Consider the following 21,169-nt stretch of genomic DNA (forward strand, 5'->3'; position numbering starts at 1 on the left):
GCACGGGCGGGCCGGGCAAGGACGACTCGAGGAGGTTCCATGCAGGTCACGTTCCACGGGCACGCGTGCGTCACGGTGCGCCACGGCGGTCAGGTCGTCGCCATCGACCCCGGCACGTTCAGCGACGCCGCGGCCGCGCTGGCGGACGCCGGCACGGTGCTCCTCACCCACCAGCACCCCGACCACGTGGACACCGGCGCCCTCGGCGACGCCCTCGCGGCCCGGCCGGAGCTCACGGTGTGGGCGCCCGAGGAGGTGGCCGCCGCGGTGCGTCCCGCGCTGCCCGACGGCGCGGCGTCGCGCGTGCACGTCGTCGCGCCGGGGGACGGCCTGGACCTGGGCGGTCTGGAGGTCGTGGTGGGCGGAGGCCGGCACGCGGTGATCCACCCGGAGGTCCCGCGGATCGCGAACGTCACGTACCTCGTGCGCGGGGACGGTGCGACGCTCCTGCACCCGGGCGACTCGTTCGACGCCCCGGACGCGGGCGTGCTGGGCGGACGGCGGCTCGACGTGCTGCTCGCGCCCGTCTCGGCGCCGTGGCTCAAGCTCGCCGAGACGATCGACTTCGTGCGCGCGCTCGACCCGCGGGTCGTGGTGCCGGTGCACGACGCGCTGCTGTCGGACGTCGGGCACGGCCTCGTGAACCGGCTCCTGGGCGAGCAGCGCACCGGCGGCACGTACGAGTACCGACCCCTGGCGACCGGGGAGTCGATCGACGTCGCCGCGGGCGCCCTGGACGGCGCGGCGGACGCCGTCGCGCGCGAGCTGCGCGACGAGCACCCCGAGTTCGGGGAGGTCGCGCTGCTCGAGACCGACGAGACCGTGCCGCCGCGGCCGGAGGAGGAGGCAGCCGACGTGCTGCGCTCCGACCCGGCCCGCTGAGCCGCGGACCCGCCCGCCGTCGTCGTCGCCCGAAGGACGGCGACGACGACGGCGCTGCTACAGCAGCGGGCGCAGGGGAGTGAGGACGACCTCGCTGAGCTTCGCCGCCACCGAGCGCGAGTCCCACTCGTCGAGCGTCAGCTCGCGCGAGTTCGACAGGTCGACCTCGAACACCTTCTCCATCTGCTCGGCCACCCCCGGGTCCGTGATCTCGAGGTTCACCTCGTAGTTCCCCGTGAGGGACAGCCGGTCGATGTTCGCCGTGCCGATCGTGGTCCACGCGCCGTCGATGGTCGCGGTCTTCGCGTGCACCATGGCGTTGCGGTACAGGTGGATGCGGACCCCACCCTTGAGCAGCGCCGTGTACAGACCGCGCGACAGCCAGTCGGCGAGCACGTGGTTCGAGCGCTCGGGCACGAGGACCCGCACGTCGACGCCGCGCGCCGCGGCCGCGAGCAGCGCGGCCAGGATCTCCCGGTCGGGGATGAAGTACGCCTGCGTGATGTAGACGTGCGAGCTCGCGCGGTCGATCGCGTCGAGGTAGATCCCGCGGATCGGGAACACGAGGTGCGCCGGCGCGTTGCGGGCCGCGCGCAGCCGCGGCTCCCAGTGCACCGATCCCGGGTCGGCGAGCAGCGGCTGGTCCGACGCGCGGTTCGCGTTCCAGAAGTCGACGAACGCGTTGCGCAGCTCCCACGCGCTCGGCCCCACGAGGCGCACGTGCGTGTCGCGCCACTGCGTCGCGTACAGGGCGCCGATGTTGTACCCGCCCACGAACGCGATCTCGTCGTCGACGACGAGGATCTTGCGGTGGTCGCGGCCGGACTTGCGCACGTTGAGCATGAGCACGCCCGGGCGGAACACCGGGTACCGGATGACGTGGATCGGCTCGGGCAGGTCGAAGAACGCCTGCGGGACGACGAGGTTCGCGAAGCCGTCGTACACGACGAACACCTCGACGCCGCGCTCGCTCGCCTCGACGAGCGCCTGCTTGAACTCCTCGCCGAGCGCGTCGGCCTTCCAGATGTACGTCTCGAGCAGGATGCGGCGCCGTGCGCCGCGGATCGCACCGAGCATCTCCCGGTACACGTCCTCGCCGTACGTGAAGACGGTCGTCGTGGTGCCCGCGACCTCGACGTCGGCGGGGGCCGAGCGCGGGAACGACGCCTCGGTGGTGTTGCGACGCTTGCGGATCGCGTCCGCGGTGACGAGCACGCCCGCGACCGTCACGGGCGCCGCGACGGCGACCACGAGCGCACGGGAGAGCAGACGGCGGGCGGTGCGCAGGGCGGAGTCGGCGGACAGGTGCACGCACTCACCGTAGCGGGCGGCACCCCGGGCGCGACCGGAAGACGGTCGCGCCGCGGGTGAGATCCCGCACGGGCCCGTCCCCGGCGGGTCCTGACCCGTCCTCGGTGCGTCCTCGGCGCGTCCTCAGTGCGAGCGCAGCGCGCGGACCAGCTCCGCCTTGCGCATGGAGGACCGCCCCTCGATGCCGATCTCCGCGGCGCGCTTGCGCAGCTTCTCGACGGTCCAGTTCTCGTAGTCGCCGGCCTTGCCGCCCTTGCGGCCCACGCTCGTGCGCGACGAGCCCGCCGCGGCGTTCGCGATGCGGGCCGCCTTCTCCTTCGAGTCGCCCTCGTCCCGCAGCTTCTCGTACAGGTCGGGGTCCTTCACGCTCGGACCCGGGTCACGCTTCGGCACGACGGCCTCCTTCACCTCGGTCCGGCGGCCCGGACGGCAGCGCCGGTCTCCCGACAGGCTCTCGCCCTCCTCGCCCTCTCGCACGCGGACGACTCCTCGCGCGCGGACGACGTTCCAGCACGACGACGCGCGACGACCCTGCGTCCACGTGCCCCACGTACCCCGCCAGGGCGGTGAACCCCGACGGGTCGCCGTCACCGACGACGTCCCAGCGCACGTCCCCGTCCTCGAGCGAGAGGGCGACCGTCCGCGAGCGCCGCGACGACCCGTCGGGGACGACCAGCGCGAGCGTGGCGCCGTCAGTGAAGGCGGCCGCGACGCCACGGGTGAGATCGACCCGGACGCCCGTGGTGCCCGGGCCGTCGTCCGCCGTCGTGGTGGTGCCCGCGGGCGCCGTGCCGACGCCCGGCGCGGCAGGGCGACCGGCGGGGGAGCTGCGCGGCCACGACCACACGGGCTCGCCCGAGCGCGCGTCCAGGGCGACGACGCGCTCACCGGTGACGACGACGGCGCGGTCGGCGGCGAGCGCGACGACCTGGGCGACGGGCTGCGCGAGGCGCCACCGCTCGCGCAGCCCGTCGCCGGAACCGTCCGCGGCCGCGAGGGCGCGCACGCCGTCCGCGGTGGCGACCAGCCACGGGGCTGCGTCGTCCTCGGGGCCGACGAGCGGCCGCAGGAGCCGACCGTCGACGGCGGCGAGCACCGCCGCGTCCGGGGTGACGAGCTCGGTCGTCGCCTCGCGCCCGGGCGGCAGGACGCGGGTGCGCAGGAACGTCCCGTCGGGCAGCGGGACGACGTCGGTCGTGACGGCCGGGCCGGGGGCGTCGAGACGGGTACCCCCAGCGGTGAGGACGGCGCTGACGCGACATCCCCGCACGACGAGCAGGCCGTCCTCGACGGTGGCGGCCGCCTGCCCGGCGACCTGGGGCCGGCACATCGGGGTGCGTTCCGCGTCGTCGGGCGGGACGTCGTGCCGCCAGCGCACGCGCGCCGTGCGGGCGTCCTGGAGCGCGAGGTGCACGACCCCTCCGGTGCGGGCCCACCGCAGCACGGTCCCGTCGGGCGCGGGGACCGCGCGGCCGAGCGTGTCGCCCAGCGGCACCGGCCCGGTGACCGGGCCGTCGGGGCCGACGACGTGCGCGACCGGGGCGAGCGCGGGTCCCGTGAGGCACACGAGCACGTCGGTCACCGGGCCCGCCGACTCGTCGGGGGTCGGTCCGCACGTGGCGGTGGCGTCGAGAGCGAGCCAGCGCCGGTCGCCCGAGGCGGCGTCGCGCCCCTCGACCCCGGCGGCGGTGACCGTGACGACCACGTCGTCGACGACGGCGACGCGCGGGGTGGCGGCGTCCGCGGACCAGGCGGGGGCCGGGGGCACGGCGAGCGAGCGGACGGCGCCGGGGTGGGCGAGGCGGGCCTGCTCCGCCGTCGAGGCGCGCCACGAGCCGACGGCGCCGAGCGCGACGGCGAGCGCGAGCAGGGGCGCCCCGACGCGCGCGAGGAGGGTGCGTCGTCGGGCAGGGGCCGCGCGCCCGGGTGCCCCCTCCGCGGGTGTGCCGCGCCCGCCCGGCGCGGGCTCGTCGTCGGGGACGAGCTCCACCCGGTGGAGCGGGGCCATGCCTGCGACGCTACGCCCCGCCGGGCCGGGTGTCAGCGCCCTTCAGGTCACCGCCCGCGTGGTGGGCCGGTCAGGCCTCGCTGGGTTCGAGCGCCGCGGAGAGCGGGTGGGCCCGGATCGCGGCCGCGAGCTCGCCCTCGATGCGGTCGAGGTAGACGCCGGTGGTCGCGATGGACGCGTGCCCGAGGAGCTCCGCGACGACCTTGACGTCCCAGCCCTCCGCGGCGAGCAGCGTCGCGGTCGTGTGGCGCAGCGCGTGCGGCGTCGCCTCGCGACGGTACTGCGCGGGCATGCGTTCGACGCAGCGCCGCAGCAGCCCGCGCACGGCCTGGGCGTCGATACGGCGACCCCGCCACGACAGCAGGAGGGCGCGCTGCGCGTCCGGGTCGTCGGGCCGGCGGGCGAGGAGCGTCGGGCGCAGGCGCGCCAGGTACTCCTCGAGCGCGTCCGCGAGCGGGGGAGAGAGCGTGACGGTGCGGACGTGGCCGCCCTTGCCCTGGATGCGCCACCGCGTCTGGTCCGGTTCGCGGGAGAAGTCGTCGAGGTTCGCGCGCTCGAGCTCGGACACGCGCGGGCCGAGGACGAGGAGGAGCGCGACGACGAGGCGGTCACGGAGCTGGAGGTCCTGGTCGCGGCGCGAGACGGCGGGCTCCCCGGGTGCGCGGGCGGCGGACACCTCGAGCAGCGACGCCGCCGAGCCCGCGGACAGCGCGGTGCGCGCGACACGCAGACCGTCGCGCAGCCGGGCCGGGGGAGCGGCCCACTGCATCGGGTCGGCCTGCACCCAGCCCTCGCGCGCGGCGTGCCCGAAGAAGCGCGTCACCGACTGCCGGAACCGGTTCACCGTCGCTGCCGAGCGGCCCGTGCTGCCGGGCTTGCGCGACGCGTCGGCGTACCGGCCGTCGGGCGTGGTCTGGTAGCGCAGCAGCACGTCGTCGACGTCCTCGCCCGTGACGTCGTCCAGGATGCGCGCAGGTCCCGCGAGGCGCGCGAACTCCGCGACGTCCCGCTCGTAGCTGCGGCGCGTCGTGGGGGACAGGATGCCGCGCAGGGTCTGCGCGGCGACGGACGCGAGGTAGCGGTCGGCTGCCTCGGCGACGGTGATCCGCTCGAGGCGGGGCGGGGCGACCATGGTGCGGGCCTCCTGGGGGACGGGTCGCCGCCAGCCTAGGACGCGCCACCCACAGCGCTGCCCGCCTGCGGCGCTCTGACCTGCGCGGACGTGCTCGTCGTCGTCAGCCGCGCGGGCCGGGCACCGGGGCGAGGTGCGCGACGTCGCCCAGGGCGACGACGGCGCGGTTGTGGAAGTAGCCGTCCTCGCGCAGCGTCGTGATGCTGCCCGAGGGCACCGGGAAGGCGACGTGCCCCGCGGCGTCGACGGGCATGCCGATCCAGGCCGCGACGACGAACGTGGCGGCGAACCCGTGCGTCACGACGACCTGGTGGTCCACGTCCCGCCGCAGGAGGTCCGTCGTCGCCGCGTACACGCGCAGCGCGACGTCGAGGCGGGTCTCGGCGCCGGCGACACCGACGTCGTGCCGCAGGCGGTCGCCCGTCGCGGGCGGCGGGACGAACCGTGCGTCGAGCCACGCCTGGGGGCGACCGCCGGCCTCACCGTAGGACGCCTCGCGCAGTCGCGGGTCGAGGCGCACCGCCGCGCCGAGCGCGTCGGCGACCGCGGTCGCGGTGCGGCGCGTGCGCAGGAGGTCGGACGTGACGACGTCCGTGCTCGCACCGGCCGGGACACGCGCGCGCAGCGCCGCCGCGACGAGGTGCGCCTGCCGCAGCCCGGCGGGCGTGAGGTCGGAGTCGTGCTGGCCGCCGACGAGTCCGTCGACGTGGTGCGTCGCCTCCGGGTGGGTCACGACGTGCACGGTGCGTTCGCGCACACCGACCAGGTCGGGCAGCGGGGGAGCGAGGAGTGGTCGGGGAGCGTCGGGCACCGGGACAGGGTGGCACATAGGGCGGACAGGACGGCGGTGGCGAGGGGAGCGTCGTGGTGGGCGTGCACGGTGACGCAGGGGCAGCCTCGCCTGGAGCGGGGGGATCGATGACTCCGGCGCACCCGGCAGCAGGATGGTGATCCGAGAAGCGGCGGACGACCTGATGCGCGGTCACCGCGGGCACTCGTGCGTCACCATGGTGTTGACCTAAACACAATGGTTTGGGAACTATGTCCGATTCTAGGCATCGTAGCCGATGGTGCGGTCTCGAACCACCCGTCGGCTGCTGGGCGCTGCGACGGGTCGCGGCGAGCTCGCGGACGACGGTCGGTCGGCACGCTCGTCGGCATGGTCCGTGGGCCGGGCCTGCACGGGGGACACCGTGCGCCAGGTCCACACGCCGGCCGCCGCGAGGCCGCCGATGGCGCCGACCAGGAGGAACGCCAGGACGGTCAGCACGAGCACCGGCAGCCAGACGAGCGTCGCGCACGTCGTCAGGAGGCGTCCAGACCGACGGGCGTCCGGTGCGACGGCGGTGAAGACCGGCGTCGCCGATCCGGAAGTCACCGAGACGGAATCTGAGGACGTCGGTGCGACCGCCGCGTCGATGCCGGGCCGCGACGCACGCTGCAGGGATCGCGCGGCGCGGCCAGTCGCGCGGGAGCCGGTGCTGCGCGTGGCGGGACCGAGAAGCTGCGGTGCGTACGTCGTCGTGCTCATGACGAAGGGGAGTCCACCAGGGCGCCTCGTGATGCGTGGGGGGACGCTTCCTTCCCGCGAGATGACATAATGTACATTATCGGCGCCGTGATGGTGAGTGTTATCCATGGATCGACGGGCTCCTGCCAGCACGGGTCCGGATCCTGTTCGACGGCTCCCTCTGATCTGACATCATCGCCGCATGGAGCTCGTGTGCCGCCGGTGTCATCGAAGCGTGCGCGTCGGCGCGGCCGAGTACGAGACGTTCGAGCGGATGCACTACGTCTGCTTCCACTACGAGTTCGGTTGGCGATGAAGGCGGTGGTGTGGGCGGTCTTCATGGGGACGTCGCCGCGGATCCAGGCGCGGGCGACGTCGAGGGCGTCCCGGGGTCGGGTGTCGTGGGGTCGTGCGCGTTCGAAGATCGGCAGGACGTGCTCGGCGCAGTCGACGGCCCACCGGGCGATCTGGTGGTGGTGCTCGTCGGTGAGGGTGCCTCCGCGTCGGATGGTGACGAGGCGGGGGTCTCGGTCGGTGGGCAGGATCGGCATGGTGCGATGCTCCCCCGGTCCGGTGTCGGGGCACCAGCCCTGGGGGCGCGCGGGCTGGCGGCCGGGGGTGCTCTGGTGGGGCGGGGGCCGGGCGGCGTACGGTGCGAACGTCCCCGTTCGTCGTCCGTCCGGGAGGTGCTGGCGCCTCTCCCCCGGGCCGGGACCTTCGTGCCGTGTCGTCGGCGCGATGGGTCCTCTCCCCCGGGTCTGGCGTGTCCTGTCGGGCGGGCCGTTCTCGAGGAGGCGCTCATGGTCCGGTTCACTCGCTCCGACGATCTGCGGGGTGCGACGTTCGAGGGTGTGGATCTGCGGGGTGCGCGGTTCGTGGAGCCGGACCTGTCCGGGGTCGTGGTGCGGGGTGCGCAGGTGGAGGGTCTGGACGTCGATGCGCCGTGGTTGTCGGACGGCGATGCTCCGGTGCTGGTGAACGGGGTGGACGTGCGGGGGTTCGTGGAGGCGGAGCTGGACCGGCGGTTCCCGGGCCGGGAGCTGCGGCGGGCGGCGGATCCGGAGGGTCTGCGGGTGGCGTGGGCGGCGCTGGAGTCCACGTGGGCGGCGACGCTGGAGCGGGTGGCGGCGTTGCCCGCGAGCGCCGTGGACGTGTCGGTGGACGGTGAGTGGTCGTTCGCGCAGACGGTGCGGCACCTGGTGCTGGCGACGGACGCGTGGCTGGGGCGTGCGGTGCTGGGGGTGGAGCAGCCGTTCCATCCTCTGGGGCAGCCGGGCCCGCAGGCGGCGGAGGACGGGTTGGACCTGTCGCTGTTCGTTGTGGGGACGCCGTCGTTCGGCGAGGTGCTGGAGGCGCGGGCGGGACGGGTGGGGATGGTGCGGGACTTCCTGGCGGGGGTGACGCCGGAGTCGTTGGGGGTGGTGCGTCGCAACCCGTGGTCGCCGGAGTATCCGGAGACGACGTTGTCGTGCCTGCACGTGATCCTGGAGGAGGAGTGGGAGCACCATCGGTTCGCGGTGCGGGACCTGGCTGTGGTCGAGGCGTCGTTGGCGGGGTGAGCGCGGGCGTTCCTGCTGTGGTGCGTGGAGTCAGGTGGTGCGTGTCACCTGGGCGGCGATGTTGGGGGTGAGCCGGGTGAGGTCGGGGTCGGTGGGGAGCCCGTCGGGGACGAGGGTGGCGGTGACGAGGGTCTGGGCGTCGCCGTACTCCACGCGGAGGTGGCCGTCGTCGAGGTCGGTGACGAGGCCGCAGGTGGAGGCTCCGGCGTCGCCGCCCGGGGTGTCGCCTTCGACGACGGTGACGAGGCAGACGACGTCCTGCCCGTCGCGGGTGCCCGACCCGGCGTAGAAGGTGGCGCCGTCGAGCTCGCCGAGGCGTCGTGCCGTGCCGGGGTCCATCTCGTCGGGCGTCATCGTGTCGGCGAGGGCGTCGTCGGGGGTGGCTGGGTCGGCGAGGCGGGTGACGAGGTCCTGGGGTGTCACGGGCCCGGAGCAGGCGGCGAGGGCCAGGAGCGCGGCGCCGACGAGGAGGACGGGTCGGGTCCGGCGGCGGGACAGGTCCATCGAGGATGGATATCACGTCGCGGGGGCTGGTCGGGGTGGGCGCCGGTACACGGACACGTGGGAGGGCGACTCTGCAGTGAACGGCTCCCCCGCCCATCCGGCGTGGCGGGTCTCGAGCTCGAGGCCGGCGAGGCGGGCCATGAGGTCGAGCTCGGGGGGCCAGACGTACCGGTGGGGTGTGCGGCCCACGGTGGCGTGGCCGTCGTCGTCGAACCGGACGTGGTGGGACACGACGCGCTGGTGCAGGACGTCGTAGGTGTCGACGCCGAGGTGGCCGGGCTCGGCGAGCCAGACGGTCGCGGTGCGCCCCGGCGGCAGGTCGCGCAGCTCGGGGACCCAAAGCTCGACGACGAACCGACGTGTCGTGGGGTCTTCGGTGTCCTCGGTGTCTCTGCTCGGGGGGCACCGGGCGCTACGGTGGCGGCATGGATCGTGGGGCGTTCGTCGGCTTCGTCCGTTCTCAGGGGTGGGGGGTCGTGGCGTCCGTCGGTCATGGCGGTGGCCCGCAGGCGGCGTTCCTCGCGGTGGCGGCGACGGACGCGGGTGAGCTGGTGTTCGACGCGCGCGCGTCGTCGCGCAAGGTGGCGAACGTGGCCCGGGACCCGCGCGTCGCCGTGACGGTCGGCGGGACGGACGGGACGACCGTGCAGTGCGAGGGCGTCGCGGACGTCCCGGCCGGTGCGGACCGGCGGCGCTGCGCCGCGGCGTACGCGGCGGCGTTCCCGCAGTTCGCGGGGTCGTTGCTGGACGACGGCATCGTGCTGCTGCGGGTGACCCTGGCGTGGGCGCGGTACGGGGACTTCCGCGACGGCCGGTCGGTGATGACCGAGGTCGACGTGACCGGGTGGGGGCCGGCCAGGGATTGACGTGCTCCCCCGTCGGGTCGGGCCGGTCAGTCGAGCAGGGCCTGCTTGGCGCGGGCGTACTCGGTGTCGGTGAGGTCTCCGGCGCGGTGGAGGGCGGCGAGGCGTTCGAGCCGGGTGACGAGGTCCGCTTCCCTGCCGGTGGGCGCCGGGTCGGTGGTGGCGCGCCCGACGACGCGCCACAGGGCGCGGGTGAACACGCCGGGTCGGCGGGTGGTCCCGGCACGGTCGGGGCGCAGGTGCGGGACGCGGGCGGAGGGCACGGTGCGGTCGTCGAGCTCGATGGCGCCGGGGCGGGTGGCGGCGAGCGAGCGGGCGAAGCGCGCGAACCGGGCGGAGGAGCCCTCGAGCAGGACGGCGCGCGTGGCGCGGGCGGTGGGGTGCTGGTCGTCGCGCCAGGTGACGGCGACAGTGGGGCCGTCGCCGGTGACGGTGACGACGGGCCGCCCGGCGGGTTGCAGGACGGTGTCGTCGCCGCGCACGAGGCGCAGGCTGGTGCCGTCCCACACGAGGCGACCCCCGGCGACGTGGAACATGGCGGGGTACCGGGGTGCGGCGGTGAACCGGGCGGCGTCGGGGGTGGGCTGCGGTGCCCGGACGATGCCGACGGGTCGGCGCCGGGGCGGGGGCGCGACGTCCTGGTCGGGGCGGGGCGCGTGGTCGGCGAGGGCTTCGACGACGGGGACGGCGAGGGTCTGCGGGGCGGCGGGGCGCGCGGCCGGTTCCGGGTCGCCGGGTCGTGCGGCCTGGTCCTCGGTGGTGCTGCGGCTCATGGTGCTCCCCCGTCGTCGTCGGTCCCCCGATCCTGCCGCGACGGGCCTGCCGGGGGCAAGGCGGGTCGCGGTGCGGGTGGGGTGTCGTCGCAGGTCGGGCGGGGGTGCGCGCCCCGGCCGGAGCACCGGTGGCCGGGGCGCGCGGTCAGGGGGTCACAGGCCGCCGAGCAGGGCGGTGAAGTCGGGCGTCCCGGCGAACGGGTCGGCGGGGCCGGTGTTCTTGCGCAGCGCGACCTTCTCCGCGAGCTCGCGGCCCGCGCGGGCGATGCGGGCGGGCAGGCCGCCCCCGGAGTCGCCCTCGGCGGCCGCCCAGTCGTCGGTGGCGGCGAACACGGACGTCGTGGCGACGTCGGCCCGCAGGTAGGTGAACAGGGGGCGCAGCGAGTACTCGAGCGCGAGCGAGTGGCGGGCGGTGCCGCCGGTCGCGCCGAGCAGGACGGGCGTGCCGGTGAGCGAGTCCTTGTCGAGGACGTCGACGAACGACTTGAGCAGCCCGGAGTACGTGGTGGTGAACAGCGGGGTGGTCACGACGATCCCGTCGGCGGCGGTGAGGCGCTCGAGCACGCCCGCGAGGTCGCCGGTCGGGAAGCCGGTGAGCATGGCGTCGACGACGGCGTGCGCGTGGTCGCGCAGCTCGACGGTCTCGATCTCGGCGCTCACGCCGAGGCCCTGCAGCTCGCGCAGCGTGGCCTCGCCGAGCCGGTCGGCGAGCAGGCGCGTGGAGGACGGCTTGGACAGCCCGGCGGACACCACGACGAGGCGGCGGTCCGGGGCGGGGGTGCTGGCGGTCATGCGGTGCTCCTGAGGTGCTGACGTGCGGTGCGGGGTGCGGCCCGTCGTGGGCCGGGTGCTGGCGTGCCCGACGGCGGCCGGTCGCGGGTGCGGGGCACTCCTCGACCGTACGCCGTCGGGCGGGTGGTCACGGCGCGGGTGTCGCGGGCGTCACAGGCCGAACGCTGCACCGGCGGTGGCGGTGCGGGTGTCGTCCTCGGCGGTGCGCCCGGTCCAGAGGTCCTCGGTGCCGCCGACGTGCGCGGCGCCCTCGGTCCCGGCGGCGCGGGCGGCCGCGACGCGCTCGGCGTGGCTCGGCGGGTTCGCCGGCACGTGCGCGGGGCGGACGGCCTCCATCTCCTTGCGCAGCACGGGCACGACCTCGCCCGCGAGGAGGTCGATCTGCTCGAGCACGGTCTTGAGCGGCAGGCCCGCGTGGTCGACGAGGAACAGCTGGCGCTGGTAGTCGCCCACGTGGTCGCGCATCGCGGCGTACCGGTCGATGACCTGCTGCGGCGAGCCGACGGTGAGCGGCGTCTCGCGCGTGAAGTCCTCCATGGAGGGCCCGTGCCCGTAGACGGGCGCGTTGTCGAAGTAGGGGCGGAACTCGTCCCACGCCTTCTGGGAGTCCTTGCGCATGAACACCTGACCGCCGAGCCCGACGATCGCGGTGTCCGCGGGGCCGTGGCCGTGGTGCTCCCAGCGCTGACGGTAGAACTGCACCATCTGCTTGGTGTGGCTCATGGGCCAGAAGATGTTGTTGTGGAAGAACCCGTCACCGTAGTAGGCGGCCTGCTCGGCGATCTCGGGGCTGCGGATCGACCCGTGCCACACGAACGGCGGGACGCCGTCCAGCGGCCTCGGCGTCGAGGTGAAGCCCTGGAGCGGGGTGCGGAACTTGCCCTCCCAGTCCACGACGTCCTCGGTCCACAGCCGGCGCAGCAGCGCGTAGTTCTCGATCGCGAGCGGGATGCCCTGCCGGATGTCCTGCCCGAACCACGGGTACACCGGGCCGGTGTTGCCGCGGCCCATCATGAGGTCCATGCGGCCGTCGGAGATGACCTGGAGCATCGCGTACTCCTCCGCGAGGCGCACCGGGTCGTTCGTCGTGATGAGCGTGGTCGAGGTCGACAGGACGATGTTCTTCGTCACGCCCGTCAGGTAGCCGAGCATGGTCGTCGGCGAGGACGGGACGAACGGCGGGTTGTGGTGCTCCCCCGTGGCGAAGACGTCCAGCCCCGCCTCGTCCGCGTGCTTCGCGATCGTCAGCATGGACCGCACGCGCTCGGTGTCGTCGGGGGTCCGGCCCGTCGTGGGGTCCGTCGTGACGTCGCCGACGGTGAAGATGCCGAACTGCATGGTGTGCTCCCGGTGAGTCCTAGGTCGATGCGTTTGCATGTACATGCCGCTCAACCGGGCTCCCCCCGGGTTTGTTCCCGCACCCTGGGCCGCGAGGTGTGAGCGTGCACACGTCCGGGGCCGGGCGGGGGCCGCGGAGTTGCGCGGGGCATCGAAACCCGGGAGCCTGGGACGGCGCGCCGAGGCGGGCCGGCACGACGCACCGCGGGGGCCACCAGGTCGTGAGGCCCCGCGACGTTCACCGGACCTTCACGGCGTGTCGGAACACCGACCGCACGTGAGGCGTTGCCTCTCGTAGACCGGGCCGCTGCCCGCACCCCCACCGGGCGCGCCCACCCACCCCCGAAGACCCCTCAGGAGGACACCATGGCCGACCGTTCGCTGCGCGGGATGAGCATCGGTGCGAAGAGCATGGAGTCGGACGAGGGCGTCGACTTCGCCCCCCGCTTCCAGGCGCACTACGACTGCCCCAACGGGCACACCATCATCCTGCCGTTCTCGACCGACGCCGAGGTCCCCCCGGTGTGGGAGTGCCGCTGCGGCGCCGAGGCGCTGCTGCGCGACGCGGAGCGCCCCGAGCCCAAGGCCGGCAAGCCCGCCCGCACCCACTGGGACATGCTGCTCGAGCGCCGCACCATCTCCGAGCTCGAGGAGCTCCTCGACGAGCGCCTCGGCCTGCTGCGCGCCGGCAAGCTGCGCCGCAGCGCCTGACGCCTCGCCGCACCCGGCACGAGAGGCCCGGACCCCGCGAGGGGGTCCGGGCCTCTCTGCGTCGCAGGCAGCACCGCGGCGACGCCTCAGCGCGTGCCGCGCCGCCCCGCGACCGACCGCGCGAGGCTCGCGAGCTGGGCCGCGCGCCGTCGGGCACCCCAGACCGTGACCTTCCACAGCGCCTCGGTGACGATCGCGCGGCTCATCTTCGACCGCCCCGCCGTGCGCTCGACGAACGTGATCGGCACCTCCGTCGCGCGGCCACCCGTCCGCACGACCCGCCACGCCAAGTCGACCTGGAAGCAGTACCCGTGCGACTCCACGCTCGCGAGGTCGACGGCGCGCAGCGCGGACGCGCGGTAGGCGCGGTAGCCCGCCGTCGCGTCGCCAAGGTGCAGCCCCAGCGCGAGGCGCACGTACGCGTTGCCCGCGCGCGAGAGCACCTCGCGGTGCCGCGGCCAGTTCTCCACGCGCCCGCCCGGGACCCAGCGCGACCCGATGACGAGGTCCGCGCCGTCGTGCGCGCCGTCCACCGTGGCGGGGCCGAGGGCGGCGAGCAGGGACGGCAGCTGCTCCGGCTGGTGGGAGCCGTCGGCGTCCATCTCCACGAGCACGTCGTACCCGGCGTCCAGGCCCCACCCGAACCCCGCGACGTACGCGGCGCCCAGGCCCTCCTTCCCGGCCCGGTGCAGCACGTGCACGCCCGGGTCGACGGCGGCCGCGGCATCGGCGAGGTCGCCCGTCCCGTCCGGGCTCGCGTCGTCCACGACGAGCACGTCCGCGTCCGGGACCGCAGCGCGCAGGCGCGCGAGCGTGCCCGGCAGGGTCAGCGCCTCGTCGTACGTGGGCACGACGACGAGCACGCGCCCGCCCGGGACGCCGCCCTCCCCCGCGCGCGGGCTCACGAGGCCTCGTCCCCGGCCGGCGCCGGGGCGGTCCGGGTGCGGCGCTCGCGGACGACGGTGACGACGCCCGCGGCGAGGAGCCCGAGGGCGAGGAGCTCGACGACGCGACCCGGCCAGTCCCCGGCCCGCACGGCGGGCGTGAGGCTCGTGCGCAGCGGCAGGTCCGCGACCATTTGATCGGCGGTGAACAGGCCCGTGCTCTGCAGGAGCGTGCCGTCGGGGGCGATGACGCCGCTCACGCCGACGGTCGAGACCTGCACGGTCGCGCGGCCCGTCGACACGGCGCGCAGCCGCGACATCGCGAGCTGCTGCGTGGACTCGGCGGTGTACCCGAACGAGGCGTTGTTGGTCGGCACGACGAGCAGCTCGGCGCCCGCGTCGACTGCATCGTTCACGAGGCCGTCGTAGGCGACCTCGAAGCAGATGACGACGCCGAGCGGCACCGTGCGCCCCAGCCGGGGCGCGTCGAGGTCGACGACGCCGGTCTCGGTGCCCGCGATCATGTCGATGCTCACGCGGTCGACCTGGTCGGAGAACACGCGCAGCAGGGAGCGCAGCGGGATGTACTCGCCGAACGGCGCCGGGTGCTGCTTGGCGTAGCGGTCGACGACGCCGGTGCCCGGCTCCCACAGGAGCGACACGTTGTACCGGCCGCCGGTCTCGGGGTACTCCTGCGCGCCGACGAGGATCGGTGCGCCGACCTCCTGCGCGACCTCGTCGATGGCGCGCGCCACCTCGGGCGTGGTCTGCGGGTCGAGGTCGGACCCGTTCTCGGGCCACAGCACGACGTCGAGGTCGCCCGGCTCGACGTCGTCGAGGAGCGCGAGCGTGCCCTGCAGGTGGTTGTTCAGCACCTCGGCCCGGTTCGCGAACGACCCGAGGCCGGGCTCGCCCACGTTGCCCTGCACGGCCCCGACGGCGAGCGTGCCCGCCTCGGCGCGCGTGTCGAGCGGCACGAGCAGCGGTGCGACCACGAGCGCGGCCCCGACGGCCACGGGCACGACGGCGCCGGTCACGACGTCGCGGCGGCGCACCACGGCGAGCACCGCGACCGCGAGCAGCGACCCGGCGAGCGCGACGAGCAGCGACACGAGGACCTCTCCCCCGAGCCACGCCGCGCGACCCAGCGGGGAGTCCGCCTGGGAGAACGCGAGCCGGCCCCAGGGGAACCCGCCGAACGGCACCTCGGTGCGCGCCTGCTCGGCCCCGACGAACAGCACCGCGAACGCGACGGCCTGCCGCCCGGGGTGCCCCGTGAGCCACGACCAGCGGCGCGCCCAGACCCACGCGGCACCGAGCAGCCCGACGAAGCACGCCTCCATGGCGGACAGCGCGAGCCACGGCACGGTCTCGGTCGCGTAGTTCGCCCACCACAGGTGCGGCAGGAAGAACGCCAGGCCCCACACCAGGCCGACGAGGAAGCCCCAGCGCGCGCCGTCGCGGCGCAGCGCCCAGAACAGGGCGGCCACGCCGACGAACGCGAGCGGCCACCACCCGCGGTCGGGGAACGCGGTGTCGGTGAGCAGGCCGCCCGCGAGGGCGAGCAGGAGCGTCAGGGGCCGCGACGGGACGGCGGTCGACGAACCCGCGGGGACCTCGCGCCCGGGGCGGCCGTCGGGCCGTGTGTCCGGCCCGGCGTCCGGCCTTGCGTCGGGCTGCCGGTCGCGGGGCGTGCCGGGCTCGGGCGCACGGGCGGCCGTGCCTGCGGGGCGGGATCGCCCGGCGGGAGCGGCCGGGGGCTCGGGGGCGTGCACGGGTGCACCCTACGCCACGGACCTGCACGAAGACCTGGCGGGCCGATGCCGTCCGCGCAGCGTCGGCGGGTGCCGGGAGGGAGTGTGTGCGGGCTCGCGCGCCCTTCGGCCCGTACGACGCCGCCACCGGCGGAGCACGTTTTCTACTGAGCGCGCGAGCCCGGCCAGGTACCCGGCGCGGCACGCCGAGGGGTCGTCGTCGGTGGCTGATCCCCCTGCGGCCACGGGGGCCGGAACACCCTGTCGAAACTACTCCGGCTCACCGCCCTGTCAAGCGGGAGCGATCAGACGAAGGTGTCGAACAGGGGCACTCCGGCCCGCACGGTCTGCAGGCACCGCGGTCGCGGCACGTCCGGCCCGAGCTCGGGCAGCAGCGGCTGCCCCGCGCGCGCGTCCGTGCTCCACGACGACGTCGTGCGGCCCAGCGCGCCCTGCACCACGAGGTGCTCCCCGCGCCACACCGCGAGGTGCGCGGGCGCCCCCACGCGCAGCTGCCCGGCGCCGGTGTGGTCGAGCCCGGCGATGCGCCACCCGCCGCGCGTGTGCGCACGGAACGCGGCACGGGCCGAGATCTGCTGGTCCGGGTCGACGTGCGACATCGCGGCGAGCACGCCCGCCCACGGGTCGATCCGCGTCACCGGCGCGTCCGATCCGAACGCGAGCGGCACGCCCGCACCCGCGAGGTCGGCGAAGGGGCTCAGGCCCTGCGCCCGCATCGCCCCCACGCGCGCCGCGTACATGCCGTCGGGGCCGCCCCACGCGGCGTCGAACGCGGGCTGGATGCTCAGGCTCACCCCGTACAGCAGGAGCGTGGCGAGCGCGGTCGCGTCGACGAACAGCGCGTGCTCGACCCGGTGCCGCGCCGCGCGCACCGCGCCCTGCCCGTGCGCCTCGGCCGCCAGGCCGAGCCCGAGGACGAGCTCGTCCATCGCACGGTCCCCGATGACGTGGAACCCGCCCTGCGTGCCGGCCGCAGCGACCGCGGACAGGTGGTCCGCGATCTGCTCCGCCGCGAGGTAGAGGTTCCCGCGGTCGCCGCGGACCGGCCCGTCCTGGTAGGGCAGCCGCATCGCCGCCGTGCGGGACCCGATCGACCCGTCGACGTTGAGGTCGCCCGCGATGCCCGCGAGGCCGGGCACGTCCGCGAGGAGCGCGCGGGCGTCGTCGGCCGTGGCGCACAGCTCGCCCCGGTACCCCACGACGTGCGGCAGGCCCGACGACGCGTCCGCCGTGAGGGCGAGGATCTCCCGCAGCCCGGCGCGCGTGTCGATGTGCGGGGCGCTCATCTCGTGCACCGACACCACGCCCTGCTCGGCCGCGGCCCGCAGCGCCGTGCGGTACAGGTCCGTGCGCCGCGCCGGGGACACCGCCCGGGCGACGTCGCGCGCGACGTGGTGCGCCTCCCCCGCGACCCAGCCCGACTCGTCCCACCCGGGCCGCGTCTCGAGCGCGCAGCGGCGCGCGAGCGTCGTGGACACCACCGCGGAGTGCACGTCGACCCGCGCCGCGTACACCGCGCGGCCGCCCGCCGCGGCGTCGAGCTCCTCGCGCGTCGGGGGCCGCCCCTCGGGCCAGGACCGCTCGTCCCACCCGAACGCGAGCACGACATCGTCCTCGTGCGCGCCGGCCGCCGCCTTCGCGACGGCGTCGAGCGCGGCCGCGAGCGACGTCACGCCGGCGCTCGCGGACAGGTCGACGCCGGCCAGGGCGAGCCCGACCTCGAACAGGTGGACGTGGGCGTCGACGAACCCGGGGGCGACGAGCGCCCCGTCGAGGTCGATGACGCGGTCGGCGCGGGCGGCGAGCCCGTCGGCCGTGTCGTCGGCGCCGATCCAGGCGATGACGCCGTCGTCGACGAGGAGTGCTTCCGCGAACGGGTCGGCCGGGGAGTGGATCACGCCGCCGCGGTACAGGGTTGAGGCCACAGTCCTTCACGATACCGCCACAACCCGCCGTGCTTCACCGCCCGGTGGCGGCGTCGGCGCAGGTCCGGGCGCGGGTCGTGCACGTCACGCCGCACGGCCGCAGCGCCGGCATCCTGAGCCGACCTCGCGAGCCGGCCTCGCGAGGTGCCCCGCGCGCCGACGGCGGGTGGTGCCGCCGGGGCGGGGTGCGCTCAGACGCTGGAGTAGGCGACGACGCCGCGGCGCAGGCGGTCGATCGCCTGGCGTGCGGTGCGGCGCACCTCGGGGGTGGGGGCGGCGCCCGCGACCTGGTCGAGGACGTCGATGACCTGCTTGCACCAGCGCACGAAGTCGCCGGCCGCGATCTCGGAGCCGCGCAGCACGGCGTCGAGGCTGCGCCCGACGGCCCAGCGGTGCACGGCGGTGACGAGGCCCTCGTCGAGCGGCCCGGTCGCGTCGATGTCGTGCTCGTCCTCGAGGTCGTCGACCTCGGACCACACGCGCGTGGTGGCCTCGAGCGCGCGCGCCAGCCTGCCCTGGGGGCCGCCGGGGACGTCGGGCTCGCCGTGGTCCTCGCGGCGCCCGGCGTACACGCACGTGGACACGACGGCGGCCAGGGCGGGGGCGTCGAGGTCCTCCCACACGCCGCGGCGCAGGCACTCGGCCAGGAGCAGGTCGTTCTCGGCGTAGAGGCGCCGCAGCCACTGCCCGTCGGGCGTGACCTGCAGCCCGGTGCGCGCGGCCTCGCGGGCGGCGCGACCGGTGGGCGGGGCACCGGGGGCCTCCTCCTCGTCGAGGGCGTCCTCGAGCGGTGCGGCCGGGTCCTGCGCGGGCTCGGCGGGCGCGAGGTAACCGAGCGTGACGAGGACGTCGCAGATGCGGTCGAAGACGCGCGCGATGGAGCCGGTGCGGCCCTCGACGCGCCGCACGAGCTGGTCGTGCTCCTTCTTCAGCCGCGCCCACCGCTCGGCCCAGCGGGCGTGGTCCTCCCGGTCGGGGCAGTCGTGGCACGGGTGGGCGCGCAGCTGGGCGCGCAGGCGCGCGAGCTGGGCGTCGTCGGCCGCGCCGGACCGGGCACGGGTGGTGCGGCCGGGGCGCGTGCCCGGCTCGTCGAGCGCGCCGAGCGCGTTGCGCAGGGTGGAGGCCAGGTCGCGCCGCTGGGCGGGCACGCGCGCGTTGAACGTCTTGGGGATGCGCACGCGCGCGACGGTGCGGATCCCGCCGGGCGCGTCGGCGACGGTGAGCTTCTTCACCTGACGGTCCTGCGTCAGCACGGTGGGGCGCGGCCCGTCGAACCCGGCACCCTCCCCCGGGTCGAGCACGACGACGTACCCCGCGCGCCGCCCGGACGGCACCTCGACGACGTCGCCGGGTCGCAGCCGCTCGAACGCGGCGACGACCTCGGCGCGGCGCGACCGGCTCGCGGCGCGCGACAGGTCGCCCTCGCGCGCGGTGATGCGCCGCCGCAGCGCCGCGTACTCGGCGAAGTCGCCGCGGTCGCACGTCATCGCCTGCGCGTACCCGTCGAGGGCCTCGGCGTGCGCCTGCGCCTGCTTGGCCAGGCCGACGACGCCGCGGTCGGCCTGGAACTGCGCGAACGACGTCTCCAGGACCTCGCGCGCCCGGTCGCGCCCGACCTGCGCGACGAGGTTGACCGCCATGTTGTACGTGGGCCGGAAGCTCGAGCGCAGCGGGTACAGGCGCTTGGACGCCAGGCCCGCGAGGTGCACCGGGTCCAGGCCGGCGTGGTCGACGACGACGGCGTGCCCCTCGACGTCGATGCCGCGCCGCCCGGCGCGCCCGGTGAGCTGGGTGTACTCCCCCGGGGTGACGTCGACGTGCGCGGTGCCGTCCCACTTGACGAGCTTCTCCAGCGCGACGGACCGGGCGGGCATGTTGATGCCGAGCGCGAGCGTCTCGGTGGCGAACACGACCTTGATGAGGCCGCGGCTGAACAGCTCCTCGACCGTCTCCTTGAACACGGGCAGCAGGCCCGCGTGGTGGGCCGCGATGCCGCGCGCGAGGGACTCCGTCCACGTCCAGTACCCGAGGACCTCCAGGTCCTCGGTGGGGATGGTCGCGGTGCGTTCCTCCGCGACGCGCCGGATCTCGGCCTCCTCCGCGGGCGACGTCAGGCGCAGGCCTGCGGTGAGGCACTGCTGCACGGCGCCCTCGCACCCGGCGCGGGAGAAGATGAAGTAGATCGCGGGCAGCAGCCCGTCCGCGTCGAGCGCGTCCACGACGGCGAACCGGGCGGGGGTGCGCCGCCCGACGACGGACCGGTCCGGTCCCGGGCGCCGCCCGCCGCGGCCCCGGTACCCGCGGTCGCCGGACCCGCGCCGTCCGCCCGGCCCCGGGCCGCCGGTGCGGGGCGCGGTGCGGAACGCGGCGAGCAGGTCGGGGTTGATGGGCGGGTTCACGCCCGGGTCGGTGGGGTCCACCGTCCCGGCGTACAGGTCGAGCAGGTCCGCGCCGGGCGCGCGCCCGCCGCCCGCGTGCGCGACCCCGGCCGCGGGGTTCGCGGACGCGACGAGGACGTGCTGCCACAGCGGCACGGGCCGGCGCTCGCTGACGACGACGGTCGTGTCGCCGCGCACCATCTCCAGCCAGTCGCCGAACTCCTCCGCGTTGGACACGGTCGCGGACAGGGACACGAGCTGCACGTCGTCGGGCAGGTGGATGATCACCTCTTCCCACACGGGCCCGCGGAACCGGTCGGCGAGGTAGTGCACCTCGTCCATGACGACGTACGCGAGCCCGTCCAGGGTGCGCGACCCCGCGTAGAGCATGTTGCGCAGCACCTCGGTCGTCATGACGACGACGGGTGCCTCCCCGTTGATCGTCGTGTCACCGGTGAGCAGGCCCACGGAGTCGGCGCCGTGGCGGCGCACGAGGTCGGCGTACTTCTGGTTGGACAGCGCCTTGATGGGGGTGGTGTAGAACGCCTTGCGCCCGCTCGCGAGGGCGAGGTGGACCGCGAACTCGCCCACGACCGTCTTCCCGGCGCCCGTGGGCGCGGCGACGAGCACGCCGCGGCCCTCCTCGAGCGCCTCGCACGCGCGCACCTGGAAGTCGTCGAGGGGGAAGTCGAGCACCTGCCGGAAGTCCGCGAGCCGCGTGCGGGACGCCGCCTGGCGGGCCCGGGACGCGGCGTAGCGGGCGGCGGGCGATTCGTCGGCCGTCATGCCGTCAGCCTACGGTCCACCGCCCACCTCGCCGGTCG

At 75.5% G+C, this 21,169-nt stretch carries 19 protein-coding genes and 1 pseudogene; 4 read left to right on the forward strand and 16 right to left on the reverse strand.

The window, feature by feature from the left end; all coding sequences use genetic code 11:
• Nucleotides 1-39 precede the first annotated feature (39 nt).
• Complete coding sequence (locus B9L22_RS10950) at nucleotides 40-882, forward strand: MBL fold metallo-hydrolase (RefSeq protein ID WP_086150392.1); 843 nt, start codon at nucleotides 40-42, stop codon at nucleotides 880-882.
• A 57-nt stretch (nucleotides 883-939) separates the two neighbouring features.
• On the opposite strand, the gene B9L22_RS10955 is transcribed toward B9L22_RS10950, so the two are convergent.
• The 7 genes from B9L22_RS10955 to B9L22_RS20745 form a co-directional block, all read right to left on the reverse strand.
• A complete protein-coding gene (locus B9L22_RS10955; RefSeq protein WP_228087359.1) occupies nucleotides 940-2,187 on the reverse strand; it encodes a phosphatidylserine/phosphatidylglycerophosphate/cardiolipin synthase family protein in 1,248 nt (415 codons plus the stop codon).
• 129 nt (nucleotides 2,188-2,316) lie between these two features.
• Nucleotides 2,317-2,586 (reverse strand): Rho termination factor N-terminal domain-containing protein, encoded by a 270-nt coding sequence (locus B9L22_RS10960; RefSeq protein WP_086150663.1) that lies wholly within the window; start codon nucleotides 2,584-2,586, stop codon nucleotides 2,317-2,319.
• Nucleotides 2,573-4,201 carry a PQQ-binding-like beta-propeller repeat protein gene (locus tag B9L22_RS10965; RefSeq protein ID WP_086150393.1) on the reverse strand — a complete coding sequence of 543 codons (1,629 nt, stop codon included), beginning with the start codon at nucleotides 4,199-4,201 and terminating at the stop codon, nucleotides 2,573-2,575. Before B9L22_RS10965 ends, B9L22_RS10960 begins: the two co-directional genes overlap by 14 nt.
• A 70-nt stretch (nucleotides 4,202-4,271) precedes the next feature.
• The gene (locus B9L22_RS10970) at nucleotides 4,272-5,333 is read right to left on the reverse strand and encodes a tyrosine-type recombinase/integrase (protein ID WP_086150394.1); all 1,062 of its coding nucleotides are present in this window, start codon (nucleotides 5,331-5,333) and stop codon (nucleotides 4,272-4,274) included.
• A gap of 103 nt (nucleotides 5,334-5,436) precedes the next feature.
• Nucleotides 5,437-6,144 carry a histidine phosphatase family protein gene (locus B9L22_RS10975; RefSeq protein ID WP_233140012.1) on the reverse strand — a complete coding sequence of 236 codons (708 nt, stop codon included), beginning with the start codon at nucleotides 6,142-6,144 and terminating at the stop codon, nucleotides 5,437-5,439.
• Between the two features lie 240 nt (nucleotides 6,145-6,384).
• Nucleotides 6,385-6,864: a hypothetical protein gene (locus tag B9L22_RS10980; RefSeq protein ID WP_086150396.1), complete on the reverse strand. Its 480-nt coding sequence runs from the start codon at nucleotides 6,862-6,864 to the stop codon at nucleotides 6,385-6,387.
• Nucleotides 6,861-7,394: a putative immunity protein gene (locus B9L22_RS20745; protein WP_369824826.1), complete on the reverse strand. Its 534-nt coding sequence runs from the start codon at nucleotides 7,392-7,394 to the stop codon at nucleotides 6,861-6,863. Before B9L22_RS20745 ends, B9L22_RS10980 begins: the two co-directional genes overlap by 4 nt.
• Before the next feature lie 249 nt (nucleotides 7,395-7,643).
• On the opposite strand from B9L22_RS20745, the gene B9L22_RS10990 reads away from it, so the two are divergent.
• A complete protein-coding gene (locus B9L22_RS10990) occupies nucleotides 7,644-8,402 on the forward strand; it encodes a DinB family protein (protein WP_086150397.1) in 759 nt (252 codons plus the stop codon).
• 30 nt (nucleotides 8,403-8,432) lie between these two features.
• Here B9L22_RS10990 and B9L22_RS10995 read toward each other — a convergent pair whose 3' ends face one another.
• On the reverse strand, nucleotides 8,433-8,906 hold the full coding sequence (locus B9L22_RS10995) for a hypothetical protein (protein ID WP_086150398.1): 474 nt from the start codon (nucleotides 8,904-8,906) through the stop codon (nucleotides 8,433-8,435).
• Between the two features lie 12 nt (nucleotides 8,907-8,918).
• Nucleotides 8,919-9,263 (reverse strand): annotated as a pseudogene (locus B9L22_RS11000) (SAM-dependent methyltransferase); the annotation flags it as partial.
• A gap of 68 nt (nucleotides 9,264-9,331) precedes the next feature.
• On the opposite strand from B9L22_RS11000, the gene B9L22_RS11005 reads away from it, so the two are divergent.
• Nucleotides 9,332-9,772, forward strand: coding sequence for a pyridoxamine 5'-phosphate oxidase family protein (locus B9L22_RS11005; protein ID WP_086150399.1), 441 nt, complete (start codon nucleotides 9,332-9,334; stop codon nucleotides 9,770-9,772).
• A gap of 26 nt (nucleotides 9,773-9,798) precedes the next feature.
• Here B9L22_RS11005 and B9L22_RS11010 read toward each other — a convergent pair whose 3' ends face one another.
• The 3 genes from B9L22_RS11010 to B9L22_RS11020 all read right to left on the reverse strand — a co-directional run bounded on the left by B9L22_RS11010 (nucleotide 9,799) and on the right by B9L22_RS11020 (nucleotide 12,672).
• Complete coding sequence (locus B9L22_RS11010; protein WP_086150400.1) at nucleotides 9,799-10,542, reverse strand: SHOCT domain-containing protein; 744 nt, start codon at nucleotides 10,540-10,542, stop codon at nucleotides 9,799-9,801.
• A gap of 153 nt (nucleotides 10,543-10,695) precedes the next feature.
• Nucleotides 10,696-11,334 (reverse strand): FMN reductase, encoded by a 639-nt coding sequence (locus B9L22_RS11015; RefSeq protein WP_034656126.1) that lies wholly within the window; start codon nucleotides 11,332-11,334, stop codon nucleotides 10,696-10,698.
• A 150-nt stretch (nucleotides 11,335-11,484) separates the two neighbouring features.
• Nucleotides 11,485-12,672 (reverse strand): LLM class flavin-dependent oxidoreductase, encoded by a 1,188-nt coding sequence (locus tag B9L22_RS11020; protein ID WP_034656123.1) that lies wholly within the window; start codon nucleotides 12,670-12,672, stop codon nucleotides 11,485-11,487.
• 366 nt (nucleotides 12,673-13,038) lie between these two features.
• Between B9L22_RS11020 and B9L22_RS11025 the strand changes: the two genes are divergently transcribed.
• The gene (locus B9L22_RS11025; RefSeq protein ID WP_021483180.1) at nucleotides 13,039-13,383 is read left to right on the forward strand and encodes an RNA polymerase-binding protein RbpA; all 345 of its coding nucleotides are present in this window, start codon (nucleotides 13,039-13,041) and stop codon (nucleotides 13,381-13,383) included.
• Nucleotides 13,384-13,469: 86 nt separating this feature from the next.
• Here the strand turns inward: B9L22_RS11025 and B9L22_RS11030 are convergent, their stop codons facing one another.
• The 4 genes from B9L22_RS11030 to B9L22_RS11045 all read right to left on the reverse strand — a co-directional run bounded on the left by B9L22_RS11030 (nucleotide 13,470) and on the right by B9L22_RS11045 (nucleotide 21,131).
• Nucleotides 13,470-14,288, reverse strand: coding sequence for a polyprenol monophosphomannose synthase (locus tag B9L22_RS11030; RefSeq protein WP_086150401.1), 819 nt, complete (start codon nucleotides 14,286-14,288; stop codon nucleotides 13,470-13,472).
• On the reverse strand, nucleotides 14,285-15,835 hold the full coding sequence (gene lnt / locus B9L22_RS11035; RefSeq protein ID WP_369824829.1) for an apolipoprotein N-acyltransferase: 1,551 nt from the start codon (nucleotides 15,833-15,835) through the stop codon (nucleotides 14,285-14,287). Before lnt ends, B9L22_RS11030 begins: the two co-directional genes overlap by 4 nt.
• 491 nt (nucleotides 15,836-16,326) lie before the next feature.
• Nucleotides 16,327-17,967: an amidohydrolase gene (locus B9L22_RS11040; protein ID WP_086150402.1), complete on the reverse strand. Its 1,641-nt coding sequence runs from the start codon at nucleotides 17,965-17,967 to the stop codon at nucleotides 16,327-16,329.
• Nucleotides 17,968-18,158: 191 nt separating this feature from the next.
• The gene (locus B9L22_RS11045; protein ID WP_086150403.1) at nucleotides 18,159-21,131 is read right to left on the reverse strand and encodes an RNA helicase; all 2,973 of its coding nucleotides are present in this window, start codon (nucleotides 21,129-21,131) and stop codon (nucleotides 18,159-18,161) included.
• Nucleotides 21,132-21,169: the final 38 nt, after the last annotated feature.

It is taken from the genome of Cellulosimicrobium sp. KWT-B, from assembly GCF_002127155.1.
Taxonomy (GTDB): Bacteria; Actinomycetota; Actinomycetes; order Actinomycetales; family Cellulomonadaceae; genus Cellulosimicrobium; species Cellulosimicrobium funkei.

Coding starts and splice junctions, on each gene's coding strand:
- B9L22_RS11005 (WP_086150399.1), top strand. CDS start 9,332: ATGGATCGTGGGGCGTTCGTCGGCTTCGTCCGTTCTCAGGGGTGGGGG.
- B9L22_RS10970 (WP_086150394.1), bottom strand. CDS start 5,333: ATGGTCGCCCCGCCCCGCCTCGAGCGGATCACCGTCGCCGAGGCAGCC.
- B9L22_RS11010 (WP_086150400.1), bottom strand. CDS start 10,542: ATGAGCCGCAGCACCACCGAGGACCAGGCCGCACGACCCGGCGACCCG.
- B9L22_RS11025 (WP_021483180.1), top strand. CDS start 13,039: ATGGCCGACCGTTCGCTGCGCGGGATGAGCATCGGTGCGAAGAGCATG.
- B9L22_RS10950 (WP_086150392.1), top strand. CDS start 40: ATGCAGGTCACGTTCCACGGGCACGCGTGCGTCACGGTGCGCCACGGC.
- B9L22_RS20745 (WP_369824826.1), bottom strand. CDS start 7,394: ATGCCGATCCTGCCCACCGACCGAGACCCCCGCCTCGTCACCATCCGA.
- B9L22_RS10995 (WP_086150398.1), bottom strand. CDS start 8,906: ATGGACCTGTCCCGCCGCCGGACCCGACCCGTCCTCCTCGTCGGCGCC.
- B9L22_RS11020 (WP_034656123.1), bottom strand. CDS start 12,672: ATGCAGTTCGGCATCTTCACCGTCGGCGACGTCACGACGGACCCCACG.
- B9L22_RS10990 (WP_086150397.1), top strand. CDS start 7,644: ATGGTCCGGTTCACTCGCTCCGACGATCTGCGGGGTGCGACGTTCGAG.
- B9L22_RS11045 (WP_086150403.1), bottom strand. CDS start 21,131: ATGACGGCCGACGAATCGCCCGCCGCCCGCTACGCCGCGTCCCGGGCC.
- B9L22_RS10980 (WP_086150396.1), bottom strand. CDS start 6,864: ATGAGCACGACGACGTACGCACCGCAGCTTCTCGGTCCCGCCACGCGC.
- B9L22_RS11015 (WP_034656126.1), bottom strand. CDS start 11,334: ATGACCGCCAGCACCCCCGCCCCGGACCGCCGCCTCGTCGTGGTGTCC.
- B9L22_RS10965 (WP_086150393.1), bottom strand. CDS start 4,201: ATGGCCCCGCTCCACCGGGTGGAGCTCGTCCCCGACGACGAGCCCGCG.